The 14,725-nt window shown below is 67.7% G+C and carries 14 protein-coding genes; 6 read left to right on the top strand and 8 right to left on the bottom strand.

The features are described 5' to 3' along the window. Window positions 1-176 precede the first annotated feature (176 nt). Window positions 177-1,451, top strand: a complete 1,275-nt coding sequence (locus tag CEP50_RS12290) for an APC family permease (protein ID WP_106114085.1) — start codon at window positions 177-179, stop codon at window positions 1,449-1,451. Between the two features lie 266 nt (window positions 1,452-1,717). Here CEP50_RS12290 and CEP50_RS12285 read toward each other — a convergent pair whose 3' ends face one another. The 3 genes from CEP50_RS12285 to CEP50_RS12275 form a co-directional block, all read right to left on the bottom strand. Then, window positions 1,718-2,488 carry a hypothetical protein gene (locus tag CEP50_RS12285; protein WP_219905449.1) on the bottom strand — a complete coding sequence of 257 codons (771 nt, stop codon included), beginning with the start codon at window positions 2,486-2,488 and terminating at the stop codon, window positions 1,718-1,720. A 378-nt stretch (window positions 2,489-2,866) separates the two neighbouring features. Further along, window positions 2,867-3,505 (bottom strand): class F sortase, encoded by a 639-nt coding sequence (locus tag CEP50_RS12280; protein ID WP_219905448.1) that lies wholly within the window; start codon window positions 3,503-3,505, stop codon window positions 2,867-2,869. A 65-nt stretch (window positions 3,506-3,570) separates the two neighbouring features. Then, a complete protein-coding gene (locus tag CEP50_RS12275) occupies window positions 3,571-4,650 on the bottom strand; it encodes a ferritin-like domain-containing protein (RefSeq protein WP_106114107.1) in 1,080 nt (359 codons plus the stop codon). A gap of 286 nt (window positions 4,651-4,936) precedes the next feature. Between CEP50_RS12275 and CEP50_RS19915 the strand changes: the two genes are divergently transcribed. Together CEP50_RS19915 and CEP50_RS12270 are read left to right on the top strand one after the other, a co-directional pair. Beyond that, the gene (locus CEP50_RS19915; RefSeq protein WP_146134803.1) at window positions 4,937-5,248 is read left to right on the top strand and encodes a hypothetical protein; all 312 of its coding nucleotides are present in this window, start codon (window positions 4,937-4,939) and stop codon (window positions 5,246-5,248) included. A 133-nt stretch (window positions 5,249-5,381) separates the two neighbouring features. Beyond that, window positions 5,382-7,709, top strand: coding sequence for a M28 family peptidase (locus CEP50_RS12270; protein WP_106114083.1), 2,328 nt, complete (start codon window positions 5,382-5,384; stop codon window positions 7,707-7,709). 22 nt (window positions 7,710-7,731) lie between these two features. Here the strand turns inward: CEP50_RS12270 and CEP50_RS12265 are convergent, their stop codons facing one another. The 3 genes from CEP50_RS12265 to CEP50_RS12255 all read right to left on the bottom strand — a co-directional run bounded on the left by CEP50_RS12265 (window position 7,732) and on the right by CEP50_RS12255 (window position 9,673). Further along, window positions 7,732-8,568: an SAM-dependent methyltransferase gene (locus tag CEP50_RS12265; protein WP_106114082.1), complete on the bottom strand. Its 837-nt coding sequence runs from the start codon at window positions 8,566-8,568 to the stop codon at window positions 7,732-7,734. Between the two features lie 89 nt (window positions 8,569-8,657). Next, on the bottom strand, window positions 8,658-8,993 hold the full coding sequence (locus tag CEP50_RS12260; protein WP_106114081.1) for a YnfA family protein: 336 nt from the start codon (window positions 8,991-8,993) through the stop codon (window positions 8,658-8,660). A gap of 161 nt (window positions 8,994-9,154) precedes the next feature. Beyond that, on the bottom strand, window positions 9,155-9,673 hold the full coding sequence (locus CEP50_RS12255; RefSeq protein ID WP_106114080.1) for a phenolic acid decarboxylase: 519 nt from the start codon (window positions 9,671-9,673) through the stop codon (window positions 9,155-9,157). 89 nt (window positions 9,674-9,762) lie between these two features. Here CEP50_RS12255 and CEP50_RS12250 point away from each other — a divergent pair, with 89 nt between their 5' ends. Continuing rightward, window positions 9,763-10,221, top strand: a complete 459-nt coding sequence (locus tag CEP50_RS12250) for a MarR family winged helix-turn-helix transcriptional regulator (RefSeq protein WP_106114079.1) — start codon at window positions 9,763-9,765, stop codon at window positions 10,219-10,221. A gap of 15 nt (window positions 10,222-10,236) precedes the next feature. Here CEP50_RS12250 and CEP50_RS12245 read toward each other — a convergent pair whose 3' ends face one another. Together CEP50_RS12245 and CEP50_RS12240 are read right to left on the bottom strand one after the other, a co-directional pair. Then, the gene (locus CEP50_RS12245) at window positions 10,237-11,259 is read right to left on the bottom strand and encodes a hypothetical protein (RefSeq protein WP_106114078.1); all 1,023 of its coding nucleotides are present in this window, start codon (window positions 11,257-11,259) and stop codon (window positions 10,237-10,239) included. Between the two features lie 289 nt (window positions 11,260-11,548). Beyond that, window positions 11,549-11,821 carry a helix-turn-helix domain-containing protein gene (locus CEP50_RS12240; protein WP_106114077.1) on the bottom strand — a complete coding sequence of 91 codons (273 nt, stop codon included), beginning with the start codon at window positions 11,819-11,821 and terminating at the stop codon, window positions 11,549-11,551. Window positions 11,822-12,546: 725 nt separating this feature from the next. Between CEP50_RS12240 and CEP50_RS12235 the strand changes: the two genes are divergently transcribed. Then, window positions 12,547-13,038, top strand: a complete 492-nt coding sequence (locus CEP50_RS12235) for a hypothetical protein (RefSeq protein ID WP_258175181.1) — start codon at window positions 12,547-12,549, stop codon at window positions 13,036-13,038. 83 nt (window positions 13,039-13,121) lie between these two features. Then, window positions 13,122-14,684: an ArnT family glycosyltransferase gene (locus CEP50_RS12230; RefSeq protein WP_106114075.1), complete on the top strand. Its 1,563-nt coding sequence runs from the start codon at window positions 13,122-13,124 to the stop codon at window positions 14,682-14,684. Window positions 14,685-14,725: the final 41 nt, after the last annotated feature.

Here is a 14,725-nt window from a genome sequence, read left to right as displayed (position 1 = left end):
TCGCGCTCCCGTTCCGGAGGGGAGGACAGCGCGGCGATGTTCATGCTCCGGGAAACAGGAATTTCCGCGACCGTTGCCCGGAATTCGCCGACTGATTCGGCCGGGCCGCACTCTCGTTCCCCGGGAGCGCGGATACCATCGCGGACACGATTTCGTGTTCCGGGGAGAGATCCGCCATGGCGTCCGAGCCCTCCGCGCTGGCCCGTCGTCTGGGGACGTACGACGCCGTGGTGCTGGGGCTGGGCTCGATGCTGGGGGCGGGGGTCTTCGCCGCGTTCGCTCCGGCTGCGGCGGCCGCCGGATCCGGGCTGTTGATCGCCCTCGGTCTGGCCGCGGTGGTGGCCTACTGCAACGCCACCGCCTCGGCCCGGCTGGCCGCCCGGTACCCCGAGTCCGGCGGCACCTACGTCTACGCCGGACGTCTCCTCGGACCGGTGTGGGGATTCGTGGCCGGGTGGGGGTTCGTGGTCGGCAAGACTGCCAGTTGCGCGGCCATGGCGCTGACCCTGGGTTCCTACGCGTGGCCGGAGCACCCGGTTCCCGTCGCCGTGGCGGCGGTGGCGGTCCTGACGGCGGTGAACTACTTCGGGGTGACCAAGACAGCCCGGCTCACCCGTGTGCTGGTGGTGCTCACGTTGCTGACTCTCGCCGGAGTGGTGGCCGTCGGACTCGGAGGAGGCCAGGTCGACCCGACTCGGCTGGGCGACTGGACCAGCCACGGGATCACCGGTATCACCCAGGCGGCCGCGCTGCTGTTCTTCGCCTTCGCCGGTTACGCGCGCATCGCCACGCTGGGAGAGGAGGTCCGCGATCCGGCCCGCACCATCCCCCGGGCGATCCCCCTGGCGCTGCTGCTGGTGGTGGTCGTCTACGCGGTGGTGGCCACGAGCGCGTTGCTCGTGCTCGGTCCCCAGGAGCTGGCCGATGCGCGGGCCCCGCTGGCCGCGGTCGCCCGCGCCGGTGATCCGGGTGGACTGGCCGTGCTGGTACGCGTGGGTGGTGCGGTGGCCTCGGCCGGTGTGCTGCTGTCGCTGATGGCCGGTGTGGGCCGCACCAGTCTTGCCATGGCCCGCGACCACGAGCTGCCGCACTGGCTGGCGGCCGTGCACCCCCGTTACCGGGTTCCCCACCGGGCCGAGCTCCTGCTGGGGATGGTGCTGACCGTGGTGGTGCTGTTCGTCGACCTGCGCGGGGCCATCGGTTTTTCCAGCTTCGCCGTGCTCGTCTACTACACCCTGGCCAACGTCTCCGCCTTCACCCTCCCCGGCGAACAGCGCCGTTGGCTGCGGCCGCTGACCGTTCTCGGTGCCGCCGGATGTCTCCTGCTGGCCAGCACCCTGCCGGTGACCAGTGTGCTCGGTGGACTCGGCCTGTTCGGTGTCGGACTGGCGGCCAGAGCGGTGGTCCCGCCCCGACGTGGTCGCGGGTTTCGACGGGAAACCGGGAGCTGAAGTGTCCGAGGCGGTGGTCGGGGCGTACCACCTAACAGCTTTTCCGGAAAGGTGGATTCGGGACGGGAAACGATGGAAAGCGAGTGAGCCGGTCACCTGGCATTGGAGGATTTCGCTTCGTGGCCGGTGACGAGTGGTGCGACTACACACGGATTCGCGCCCCTCGGGAGGGGATTATGGGTTTCCTCCGACGGGAACCACAGGAGCGTGGTCACCGACGTCCCACGGCGTCGGTGACCACGCTTGTGGGGCCCCCGCGGGTGTGTCTACTGGTGGGTGCGCGCGTGGCGTCGAGCCACCACGGCACCGGCGGCGGTGAGCAGCGCCATACCGCCTGCGGTCAGCAGCCAGGGGTGTTGCTGCATCTCCGCTGTTCCGCCGGCACCGGCGGCGGCACCCCCGGAGGGGACGGCCGTCAACGGGGCGCACAGCGCTGGTGAGGTGGCGGCCAGCGGTAGTGAAGGCACCAGTTCGCTCTGGGCGCTGGCGGCGGGTTCGGGCAGTGTGGACGGGTCCAGCCCGTGCACAACGATCACCGCGTTGTTCTCCCGCACCTGTTGGGCGGATTCCTCGCTGAGTGTGAACGTGCGGTTGTAGGTGTAATTGCCCCCGGAGGGCGCTCGGTCGATGTCGGTGGCCGAGTCCGGACTGGTATCACCACTGGTGGTGAACGTCGTGCCGATCCCCCCATAGGAGGGTTTGCCTTCAGCGGTGTTGACGACTCCGTCGCCGTTGGCATCCGCTTCGGCTGTTGGGCACTGGCCCTGGCCGTTGATGTGAATGTGTTGCACGTGCGGGTACGGCCCGTTTTGGAAGGTCGCGGCCAGACCGGAGACGTTCTGGCTGACCGTGGCTTCATTGCCGTCGAGAGTGATCGTCATCGTGCCCGAAGCTCCCGAGTTGTTCAACGGCTGCAAACTGGCCTGAAAAGTCTGTGAGTCGTGTTGCTCGGCCGTGGCAGTGCCGGCTCCCAGCAGCAAAGGGGCACTCATCACCGCTGCTGCCCCCAGCAGCGCACACGTTCTGCTACGCAACATACCATTCTCCCTGAACTACGGAATGAAATCATCATTCATGGTTGGATGGTCAGGTCGGTGAAACAGTCGCTCACCAACCTCGGTAACAGCATCGCCACACACGTCCGTGAATGCCCGTTGGCACTACTAGGCGTCACTCTTATGGGTTAATTCGTGTGGCGTCGCCGGAGGAATATTTGAGAACAATTCATTCCAGCGCGATATAAGTTTCGGGAAGGACGACGGCTCGTGGACACATGCCCGATAGGCACCGTGGTGGAGGGCCAAGGCTTGGTCATCTCGACGGGAGCATCCTGTGGGCCCGTGTTTCGTGGGGGACAAACACGTGCTGGCCCGTTTTGCGACTCCGGAGACATGGGGAGGCTGTCCGGAGATGTCTCAGCCCGTGGTGTTGGAGGTGGAGAGATGGGCGTAGACAATGATGTTGGATTCGTAGTCGCGTGTGGTGGTGTTGAAATCCCCGCCGCAGGTGATCAGCCGTAGCGCGGCGTGGTCAGTGGCTCCGTACACCCGGTTGGTGGGGAACCGGTTTTTGGGGTACTGGCGGACCGCGTCGACGCGGAAGGTGGCTGTGGTGCCGTCAACGCGGGTGACGCGGACGGCGTCCCCCGAGCGTAGCTCGTGCAGGCGATAGAACACGGCCGGGCCGTGATGGGAGTCGACGTGTCCGAGGATCACGGCGGATCCAATCTCGCCGGGAGTGGGGCCGTGACGGTACCAGCCGGTGCGGCTGAAGTCCTCCGGTACTTCGACGGTGTGGTCGGCATTGAGACCGAGCGGGACCACCGGAGCCTCGACACCGATGCTCGGGATGCGGACCGCCCTCGGCCGGGCCGGGGGAAGCGTGGAATTCGACCGTTCGTTGATCTCCGGAGTCGAGATGCTGGGATGGTCTGTCCCGGCCAGCGGTGCTGCGGTGTTTCCGGAAGGGCCGACAGGGGGCTGGGGGTCGGTGTCGAATGCGACTCCAGTGATGATGCCGATCAGACCGGCCAGCCCCAGAACGGTGGCCGTCACCCACGCTGTGAGGCGTCGGTGGCGACCACCGTGGCCGTTGCGGGCAACGCGCCGGGGCCGGTGCGTCATTTCTGGTCACCGTTCTGATCAAGCCTTCGCTGGTGAGACGGGTCGCCGCCGGTTCCGGATGTGGCGGTGTGTGGCGTCGTGCCCTGGTCGCCGGCGGCGTCTCCTGCGCCGGTGTCCGCACCGCCGGTCGTCGGGGCCTTTCCGCTGCTACGGATCGGTCCGTTGACCCCGTCGGGGAAGAACCCGCCCCGGGAGACGGTGCCGGGGTTGAGGTAGACGATGTTGAGGACCTCGCCGGGGGTGCGGCCGAACGCGATGGCGTTTTTGTCGGCCGGGACGATATTGGCGGCCCCGTCGACCTGGATGCCCTGGTCCTTGCCGTTGTCGAGCTGGCCGCGGGCGGCCGAGATCTTGTTGGCACCCTCGATCAGCGCCGGGGTGTCCTGCCCCTTGGCGTAGAGGGTGGTGCGCAGTTCGGAGGCGTGGTAAGCCTCCACGGCCAGGATCCCGGCGGCGGCGTCGACGAAGGTCTTGTTGTCTACCAAGGGTGCCGCCCCCTTGTAGGCGGTCACCCCGACGTCTTCGAAGATGTAGGCGGCCAGCAGGAAATTCGTGTCGTTGGCGTAGGCATCGAAGGTCTCACCTGGACCGATCACCCCGGCCGCCCGGGCGGCGGCGGTGAACGCCTCGTTGATGTCGATGGCCGGTTCGGCGACCTTGGCCGAGCCCAGTGCCTGTCGCAGAAACCGCACGTGCTCGAGCTCGTCCTTGGCGATCTCCTCGGCGTACTGACGCACCACCTTGGACTGAAACGGCACCTTCTTGCCACCACGCACCCGCCCCTGGGTACCGCGACCGTCGGTGAGCGACTCGTCCAGCCCTCGGCCGAACGCGGCGCGCTGGTAAAACTCGGCCTCCAGATATTCCAGGTTCAACGCGAAGTTCAGAATCGCCCCGTCCGAGGGACCCCCCTCCTCAGCGGTAGCAGCATCGGCCCCGAGGCCGGCCAACGCTGCCGAACCGGCAGCCGCCCCCGCCCCGGCAAGACCGAACGCGCGCAACAAACTTCGCCGATCCGTGCCGCTTTCGGCGCTGCGATCGATCGCGTTACGGATGAACATCCTGTTGAAACCCATCATCACTCCCAACACCGGAGCAGGAAAAGAACCGGACACCACAACTGCGGAATCCCACACACGGGCCCAGTGGTCCGGATACCACCGCTCGCAGTAAAAAACACCTCGGTCTGTCCCGCACGCTGGGACCCTCCATCGGGCGAAAAACAGCTCTTCGGCCAAACATGTACGGGTGCCTTGTCGAACCACCACACGAACGCCCCCCAATATTGGCCAGGACCCGATCACTGGCCAGCAACGATGACGACTTCCCGCCGATCACACGAGGAAAAAGGTGCTCATTTCCGTGCCAAAACACCACATCAGCCCAGCCACGAGTGCCAGTACGGCGATGCACGACCTGCAACAGCAGTACGAGCGATGGAAAATCATCACCAGCACCCTGCGGCCACCCGAACAGACCGAACACACACTGGCACTGACACACGCCATCGACCACGTACTCCGGGAATCCACGGGGGAGACCGACCTTCCCGAGGTACTGCGCTGCGCTCTCGCAGCGTGGAGAGACCGCCTTCAAACGGAGATCGAAACAGTCCGGCGTGTCTATGCCACCAGTAATACACCACCCTGCCGGGAACGCATTCAACCCCACTGAGATCCGTACATGTGGGTGAGGGGCGGGCATGACAAACACTACAGCGCACGGTTGGGCCACCGCAGCAGCGAAAGTGGATACTCCTCGCCGGTTCGAGGTTCACCTTCTCCGTTTTTCGGGCTAGATTCCCCTCATGGGCTCCTCAGCGGACAGGTCGGAACAGGGCCATGCCAGATCCCGATGGGGCGCTCTCGCCGGACTGTTCGTCCTGGTGCTGGTCGGCGTGCTCGCCACGGTCGATCGTGGCCCGGCGGAATCGCTCCCCGCTGAGGCTCCCCCCTCAGTGTTCAGCGCCGCACGCGCGGCCGAGCACGTCGAACGGATCGCCGAGAAACCCCGTCCCGTGGGATCAGCCCACCATGCCGAAACCCGGCGTTATCTGCTCGACCGGCTCGACTCCTGGGGCTGGACCATCGAGGTCCGGCGTGGTGTCGGAGCCGACCCCTCCTCCACCGGCACCCGACAACTCGCCGCGGTGTCCAACATCGTCGCCAGGATGCCCGGCACCGATCCCAGCGGAACGGTGGTGCTCGCCGCGCACTACGACTCGGTGCCCGGTTCGCCGGGAGCCGCCGACGACGGTCTCGGCCTGGGGGTCCTGCTCGAAACGGCACGGGCACTGAGCACGGACGGATACGCACCCCGCAACGACGTGATGCTGCTGATCACCGACGCGGAGGAACTCGGCCTGCTCGGAGCCGAGGCGTTTGTCCGCGAGCACACTGAGGAACTCGGAACCACGGTGCTGCTCAACCACGAGGCACGGGGAAACGCGGGCACACCGTCCACTTTCCGCACCACTTCCCCCAACGGAGAACTGCTGCGTGTGTTGTCCGCCGCTCCGGAGCCCGTGGCGAACTCCGCTTTCGAGGCCGCGTTCGAGGCCCTGCCCAACGACACCGATGTCACCCGCTTCGCCGAAGGCGGGTTGCACTCCTACGACACGGCAGTCATCGGAGGCGGAGCCTACTATCACACCCCGCTGGACACCCCCGACCGCCTGAGCCGTTCGGCGTTGCAGCAGATGGGGCAGGCCAGCCTGGCGATAACGAGACAACTCGCCGTCACTGATCTGACGGCAGTGCCCGGAAGCGGGCGCGAACTGGTGATCACCACACCGTGGGGTCTCCTGCGCTGGCCCGCAGCGCTCGAAGAGCCACTCGCCTGGATGGCACTCGCGTTGGTCGGTCTGGTCACGGCACTGCGTCACCGTCGAGGTGACCTGACACTGCCGCGTGTGGGGATGTCGGTGGGGGTCACTGTCGCCGTTATGGCGATGGCCGGCACCGTGGCGCTGGCCGTGTGGCGGACAGCTCTGGCGATCGACCCGGGGCAGGCCTCGGTGGAAGTCGGAACCGTCTATCGCCCCGAGCCCTATCGCCTGGCGATGGCGTCGGCCGGACTCGGCCTACTCCTTGTCTGCTACCTGCTGGCGCGCCGTCGTATCGGAACTCCGGCGCTGGCGACGGGAGGACTGGTGACCTTCGCCCTGTGCGGCGTGGTGGCCGCGCGGACGGTGCCCGGCGCCTCCGCCCTGCTGTTGCCTCCCCTGCTTCCGGCCGTGCTGGGACACCTGCTGACGGCACTGCTGCCCAGACGGCACGATACCGCTCGGACCGTGATACTCGTACTCGCGCTGGTCCCGGCCGCGCTCGTGCTCGGACCGAACGCCCTCAGCGCTTTCGCGGTCGGAGCCGGGATGGGCGGGGTGCTGGCGGTGGTGTTCCTCTCCCTGTTCGTCTGGCTGGCTCTGCCGCTGTTCGGCCTGCCTCCTTCCCCCGACTCGCGACGCGTCCGAGTCCGTCGACACGCGCTGGTTCCGGCGCTGGGGATTGTGCTGGTCGCGGCTCTCACCGCGACCGGTCTGGTCGCCAACCGCAGCGAAGCGACGCCTCCACGCCAGGAACACGTCCTGTACGCACTGAACACCGCCACCGGTAGAGCACACTGGGCATCCCCGAGGAAACCGGACACGGGATGGAGCCGAGCGCGGCTGACCGAACAGCCCGCCGTGCTCGACGACAGCTTCCCCTGGCTCGACGGCCGTAAGCTCTTCCACGGCCCCGCCCCCGCGATGGACGAGAGCGCACCACGGCTCGACGTGATCGAGGACCGACGTGGGGAAGACGGCCGTCGGGAGCTGCTGCTGCGGTTGTCCTCGCCCAGGGGAGCCACCGGTGTCGGGATGTGGATCGCGAACGAGCAGGCCACGGTGCGTGCCGCTACCGTAGGGGGACGAGACCTGTCGGTGGCCCCGGCGGACGACGAGTTCGGGTTCCTCATCGACGGCACACCTCCGCAGGGCGTCGAGGTGAGATTGGTTCTCGACCAGCACCACGACGCGCTCACCGTGCGCGTGGCCGACCGCGGCCACGATCTCGGCAGCGTTCCCGGCTTCACTCCCCCGGAAGAGGTGCTGGTGACTCCCACGGTGGCGGTCGCCGGAGTCCGGACGCTCTGAGACGGGGCTTCCCGTGGACGCCTCAGTCGTCGGCCGGCAGCATCCCCACTGCGGCGTAGGCGTTGCTGCGGGCCGCGTAGTCCTCGGAGACGGGTTCTTCCGGTCGCCACGCGGCGCTGGGCACCAGGCCGGGCTCCAGCAGTTCGTAACCGTCGAACATCTCCAGGATCTCGGCGTGGCTGCGGGTGGTCAGGGTCGGGGTTGTGGTGGTCTCGAAGACCTCCTGGGCCCCTTCGACCTCCTCGGTGGTGATGTCCAGCACCGCCGAGTGGGAGAGCACGAGAGCGCTTCCCGGCGAGCAGGCGTCCCGGTAGGCCGCGACCAGCCCCACCGGGTCCGGCGTGTCGAGAATGTCCAGAATAGCCACGGCGAGCACGGCCACGGGACGTCGGAAGTCCAGCAGCTCGGAGACCCCCGGAGCGGCCAACACGGCCGCCGGGTCGCGGACGTCGGCACGGGTCGCGGTGACCAGTCGGTGGTCGGCCAACAGCTGGTGGGCGTGACGCACCGCGATCGGTTCGATGTCCACATAGGCCACACGAGCCCGCGGGTTCACCTGTTGGGCGATCTCGTGCACATTGCCTTTGGTGGGGATGCCGGAGCCCAGGTCGAGGAACTGGTCGATTCCGGCTTCGGCGCAGAGGCGCACGGCTCGTCCCAGGAAGGCCCGGTTGATGTGGGTCCATTCGAGGTTTCCGGGAAACACCCGCAGCAACCGGTCGGCCGCCTGCCGGTCGGCGGCGAAGTTCGTCGAGCCTCCGAGGAAGTAGTCGTACATGCGGGCGATGTTCGGAGTGTTCTCGTCGATCTCGCCGCTGTCGGAATCGGGCTCCACGGGTTCCCTGTCGTGCTCGCTCATCGCGAACAGTCTGACACGGACAGGAGCGTGCCTCCTGTCGCCGGTACGGCCCGGGCGTGGCCCGTGCGGACGGCCTCGACACCGGGATGTCACCGGCGGCGCGGGGCGTACATGATCACGGCGACTCCGACCAGACAGACCAACGCCCCGATGACGTCGTAGTGGTCCGGACGGTAGCCGTCCAGCACCACCCCCCAGGTGAGCGATCCGGCGACGAACACGCCGCCGTAGGCGGCCAGGATCCGCCCGAAGTGGGCCTCGGGCTGCAGCGTGGCCACGAAACCGTACAGACCCAGGGCGAGCACGCCGAGACCCGCCCACAGCCACCCCTGCTGTTCCCGCACGGCCTGCCAGACCATCCAGGCACCACCGATTTCGAACAGGGCCGCCACCAGGAACAGGCTCACCGAACGGGCTATGGTCACGCCCCTGACCGTAACCGCGGCTTCGCGCCCCCCGCTCCCGGAGAGCCCACCCACTCGGCACGGTTGCCGCGGGAACGTCCGTGTCGGACACGGCGGGCATCGCGCTGCTCGTACCCCCGGGACTCGACGGTGAGCCGCCCACGGACGGGGCCGGCGGGGAATCAGTTGACGCGCGTGGTGTAGCCCTCGGGGAGCCTCTCCGGGGGTTCGGCGATGACGGTCTCATCGTCAAGGCTCCTGTCCTCGACGAAGGTGATGGTGGCGAACTCGGGGACCGTGAACACGGGATAGGTGGGTCCCTGGTCGCGGTAACGCTTCATCCGCTCAAGATGCTCGTTCTGGAAGCACACGGTGCGTTCCGGATGCTGGTGGACCCAGCGCGGGAAGAAGATCACCCCGTGCAGGCGTCGCGGGCCGAACAGCACGTTGACGCTGACCGAGGTACCGGTGGGTTCGTTCCAGGAGATCTTGTAACTGTCCTCGGCGAGCCGGACGAGGTCGACGGGCTGGTCCTTGACCCAGCGTCCCCCCACCATCCCGCTGTGGATGCGGTAGTCGATCGTCTCGGCGTTCTTCACGTACATCTCGTACCGCCATCCGTTGGCGTAGGTGTAGATGAAGTGCCTGCCGAGGATGCCGGTGAGGTCCTGTTCCGGAGCGGCCGGGAACAGCGCGGTCATCACACACCTCCCTGTGCGTTGGTGCCGGACACCTTTATTTTTGTCTCAAACTAGTTTTGAGTCAAAATAAAGTGTGTCACACTGTTCCCGTGACCACAGCCGCTTCGCTCAGCCGCCTGATCGGCCCGCTGCGGCGGGCCGTGTTGCGTTCGACCAGGACCGCCGAGGACCTCCCCGACCTGCCCGAGGCGCAGATCGAGCTGCTTCGCGTGCTCTCCGACGAGGGCCCGCTCGGAACCAAGGCGGCAGCGGAACAGCTCCGCACCTCGCCGGCGACGGTCAGCAATCTCGTGCGGACGATGCGTTCCTCCGGCCTGGTGGACAGAAACACCACCCACCGGGACCTACGCACGGTGAAGCTGTCGATCACTCCGCAAGCCCGGAGGCTGCTGGAACGTTACGACAGGGCCAGTCGACAGACCCTGGAACGGGCGCTGGCCGAACTCACCGTCGAGGACAGAACGGCCCTGGCCACGGCCATGCCCGCCCTGGAGCGTCTGACCGAGATCCTCTCCGCCCGGCCCCACCAGGACTCCTCCGCTTCCTGAGCCGTCCACGGCGGCCTAGCCCGGAGACAGCCCCTGCCAGCTCGCCCCGCCGTCGAAAGTGCGCAGCACCGCACCGTGTCGTCCCGTCCCGGAGCCCCGCAGCACCACCCCGTGCACCGGGTCCTGGAAATCCAGGTCGAGAAACATCGGGGGTTCCTGGCGCAGCGCGGTCTCCCATTCCCTTCCGCCGTCGGTGGAACGGAACAGGAATCCGAAACCGCCCCCGACCGAACTCACCACCACCGACAGCGGGGTGGACACGGCCAGTCCCCGACTGATTCCGGGTGCCGGTGCTCGACCCAGTGTCCGGAACTCCCCCTGCCCCAGGGAACACTTCAGGTCCTTGTAGGTGTGGCCCGGGGGCTGGTCCGCCTGGTAGGAGCACAACGCGAACACCATGGACGGATCCGCCGGCGGTACCGTGAGCCAGGTGGCCACGTACGGCTCCGCACACGGCGGGGTGCTCTCCCGCCAGTCCGTCCCGTTGTCACTGACCCAGTACCGCCCGGCAACGCCCCCTCCTCCGAGAGCGACGAAGGCGGCACCGCCCGTCGCCACCACCGATCCGCCCGCGGGACCGGGAACCTCGATCCCGGTCACCGGTTCCCATCGCGACTCGGAGACCGGTGACACGAGCAGACGGGTCCGTCTGGTCTCCTCATCACCGGAGGTGACCACCGCGTAACAGAAGTGCTCGTTGGAGGCCAGATCCCCCACCAGCGCCGGGTTGCCCGCCTCGGCGAGCTCCACGAGGTGCCAGTGTGTGGCCCCGTCGTGCGTGGCGAAAACGGTTTCGCCGTTGGTGACCAGCAGGTCCCGCTCGGTCATCGCGTGCACCCGCACGTGCCCGGAGAACTCGCTCACCTCGACCTGCGGCGCGGCCCGGCGTGACCAGGAGAAACCGCTGGTTTCGGTGTGCAGCAGCACCGGACGCCGAGACTCCTCCTGTCCGGCGAACCCGAGGATCCAGCCCCGATACGCGTTGGTCCACGAGGTCGAGGTGGGAACGAACCCGTGGGGGACTGCCGCGTCGGTCATGGTCTCTCCTCACCGGTGCTGGTTCGCGTGTCCCGGTGTGGTGCGTGCCCACCGGGAGGGCTGCTGGTGCGGCGGCAGTGTCGCACTCCGCACGGCCTCGCGGTGGTATTTCACGCTATCGGAGCACGGCGGAACCGGCTCGTTGTCGCCTGCGCGGTGATCGCTCGGACGGAGGCCGCAGGCGAGCGCAACGACGGAACACACCGCTGCCTCGTGGGTTCCGCCCCACCGTCGTTCACGCCGAATCCGCATCCCACCCGTCCCCACGACGGCCCGTCGGGAGGACGACTCATTCGTCGTTCTCACATCGCCCCGACCGGTCGCCCGTCGCCTTTCCGGAGGAGACACCCGGTTCCGGTGTCAACAGTTCCCCGATGTCGCAGTCCAGCACTTCACAGATGACATCCAGATCGGACAGTTTCAGACTGATCGGCGTGCCCGACCACAGACCGGACAGCTTCCCCGCCGAGACGTGCAATCCGTGTTCGGCGAGTCTGCGCTGCAACTCTCCCGCCTTCCAGATGCCCCGGTGGGCCGCCACGAGCCGCAGATTCCACTTCACCTCTCCGTCCTTTCCTGGTCGACACCCGTCGCCGTGCTCACCTCTGCCGAAGTCTGCTCCAATGTCGAGAAATCCGGGCAGAAGCACCGGTTCCGACTCTCGTTCGAGGTTAGTATCCACTGATTCCCGTGCGGACGATTCGTGTCGGGAAATGCACGATCGTGTCATTGCCGCGCTCGGAACGGGAACTCGTTTTCTCCGGGTGTTTTTACCTCCCGTTTCGGAACAATTGTTGTGATCACACTCAAAAGGAGGATTGTCTATTACGTTGTGTCCGGAACAAGCCTCCGGAAAGGTGACTGTCTCTTCACGCGTGGGGGCCTTCGAACTCTCCGCGCTCCCGGGAAGGTGGCAACGGCGATCCCTGGTCGCCCCCTGGGCCTCCGGTCGCCGAGGAGTTCGTCAACACCGGTGCCGGATACCGGTGCCCCACACATCCGGGAAGCCGGAACGGTCACCGACCGTGCTCCGGCGGACACGCGGTCACACGCCGACACGGCCCCGAGCGTCCCGTCGGGACGGGGTTCGTCACACCGAGATCGCGCCAGCCGGGGGCGCACGACGGGTGTGACGCATTCGGGCAACACCTCTGAGCTGCCCTGTTCGGCCACACACCCTCGGCGGGTGGTGCTTAATCGGAGTGTTACCGGTAGGCTCTGGTACGCCGGACAGGGATTCACCCTCCGGTGGGACTGGCCGTTTGCTCCTATCACGAGTCGATACGGATGACACTTCAAGACGACCGTGCTCGACCCTGGTTCCAGCCTCTGGTGCCGCACGAACAACCGCACAGTGACCTCACCGACGACGCGGGACCACTGACCACCCGCATCGAGGGGGAGCTCGTTCCTCCGGACCAGCCGTTGAACCCGGCCCCGTGGACGGAACGACTGGAGGTCACGCAACCGTTCATCCCCGCCATCCGGGAGCAGGCACCGGAGTTCGCCAAACGCCTGAACCCGGAGCCGCCCCCACCACCCCAGAGCGCGGAGGAGCCCGGAGAGACCGAACCCGCTCCACCGCCCGGCGCCGCGCCTCCGGCGAGCCAGCAGCGGCCCGCCGAGCCCCCCTCCCCGGACACGGCGGCGGACTCGGGGAACGGTTCCTCCGAAACGACGGGACCCCCACAGAAACGACGCAGCCTGGCCCGCCGGGTCGTACGCCGGATCCTCGGTCCGGATCTGCTGCGCAAGGACCCTCCCCCGAGGAAACGCTGACACAGCGGGGCCTTCCGCCCGTGACAACTCCGGTGCGGCCCCGTGCCTGTCGGGCTGTTCCCCCATAGCCACTTCGGAGCGTGATGTCCACAGCACCCCCGGCCACCGCCGGAACTTCGCTGCGTGAGTCCGGCCCGTCCGTCCCCCACCGGCTTCCCGCCTTCGCGTGGCTTCCGCTCACCGTGCTCGGCCTCGGCGTGCTCACCGTGGGAACCCTGGTCGCCTCGCGCTACGGCTACTTCGGTGACGAGCTGTACTTCCTGGCGGCGGGACATCATCTCTCCCTCGGGTACGTGGACCAGCCCTTCGGAGTGCCGCTGGTCGCGCGCACCATGCAGGCCCTGTTCCCCGACTCGCTGGAGGCGCTGCGGCTGCCCTCGTTGCTGTCCACGATCGGCTACCTCGTGCTGGCGGCGCTGACTACGCGGGAACTCGGGGGAACCCGCACGGCACAGACCTGCACCGCCCTCGCCTGCGTGCTGGCCCCCCACTTCGTGGGTTCGGCGCACCTGCTGGTCACCTACTCGTTCGACCAGACGATGTGGGCCTGGGTGCTGTGGCTGCTGGTGCGTTGGGTCCGCCGGCACCCCACCGGCGACTCGGGGGACCTGTTGCTGTTCGCCGCCGGGGCGGTCACGGCCTTGGCGCTGCAGTTCAAACTGCTCATCCCGGCACTGTGGGTGGTGCTGGTGCCGGTGAGTGTGGTGCTCGGGCCACGGCGACTGCTGCGGCGCCCCGGGCTGTGGGCGGGCGGCGCGTTGGCCGTGTTCGCCGCGTTGCCCAGTGTGCTGTGGCAGTGGCGTCACGGCTGGCCACAGCTGGACATGGCCGATGTCGTGGAAGCCGAGACCGGCGGGGTGGAGTCCTTCCTGAAGGTGCTGCTCACCCAGGTCGGCCCGATCGGTTCCACGTTGACCCTGTTGGGGCTGGGGGGACTGCTGTTCGCGCGTGGGCTGCGTGAGTACCGGTTCCTGGGGGTCACGGCGGTGCTGCTCACGGCGGTGTTCGCCGCCAGCGGCGGGCGTTCCTACTACCTGGCCGGTTTCTACGCCGTGCTGTTCGCAGCCGGGGCCGTCCTCGTGCAGCAGTGGTGGCGGCGACGTCCCCGTACCCGGCGGTACCGGTGGTTGTTCCGTGGCTGGACCGCCGGGGTGGTGGCGGCCTACCTGTGGGCGGTTCCCACGGCGGTGCACACGCTGCCCATCGCCCCGGTCTCGTCCATCGGGCCGGCGAACGTGGTGGCCACGGCCAGTCTGGGGTGGCAGCCGATCACGGAGCAGCTCGCCGCCGAGTACCACGACCTGCCGGGAAGCGAGAACACCAAAGCCGTCGTCACCCACGACTACTGGTCGGCCGGGGCGCTGCACCATTTCGGTCCCGAGCACGGCCTGCCCGAGGTCTACAGCCCCAGCCGGGGGTTCTGGTACTTCGGGCACCCCTCCGAGCGGGTGCGGCGGGTGGTCTACCTCGGCTCCGACCGGCAGCGACTGGGAGAGCTGTTCGAGTCGGTACGGCAGGTCGGCACCGTCAACACCGACCTGCCCGCCTCCACCTACTACGAGGGCATGAGGATCTGGGTCGCCGAGGATCCGAAACAGCCCTGGTCCCGGCTGTGGCCCCGGCTGCACCACATGAGTCTGTGGTGACCGCCCCACTCCCCCGCCGAACCCCGCGGTCGCGGGGCCGG

Origin of the sequence: Actinopolyspora mortivallis (assembly GCF_003001495.1) — a bacterium.
Classification (GTDB): Bacteria; Actinomycetota; Actinomycetes; order Mycobacteriales; family Pseudonocardiaceae; genus Actinopolyspora; species Actinopolyspora mortivallis_A.
Note: the sequence above shows the minus strand (reverse complement) of the source record. Positions and strands in the feature narration are given on the sequence as shown.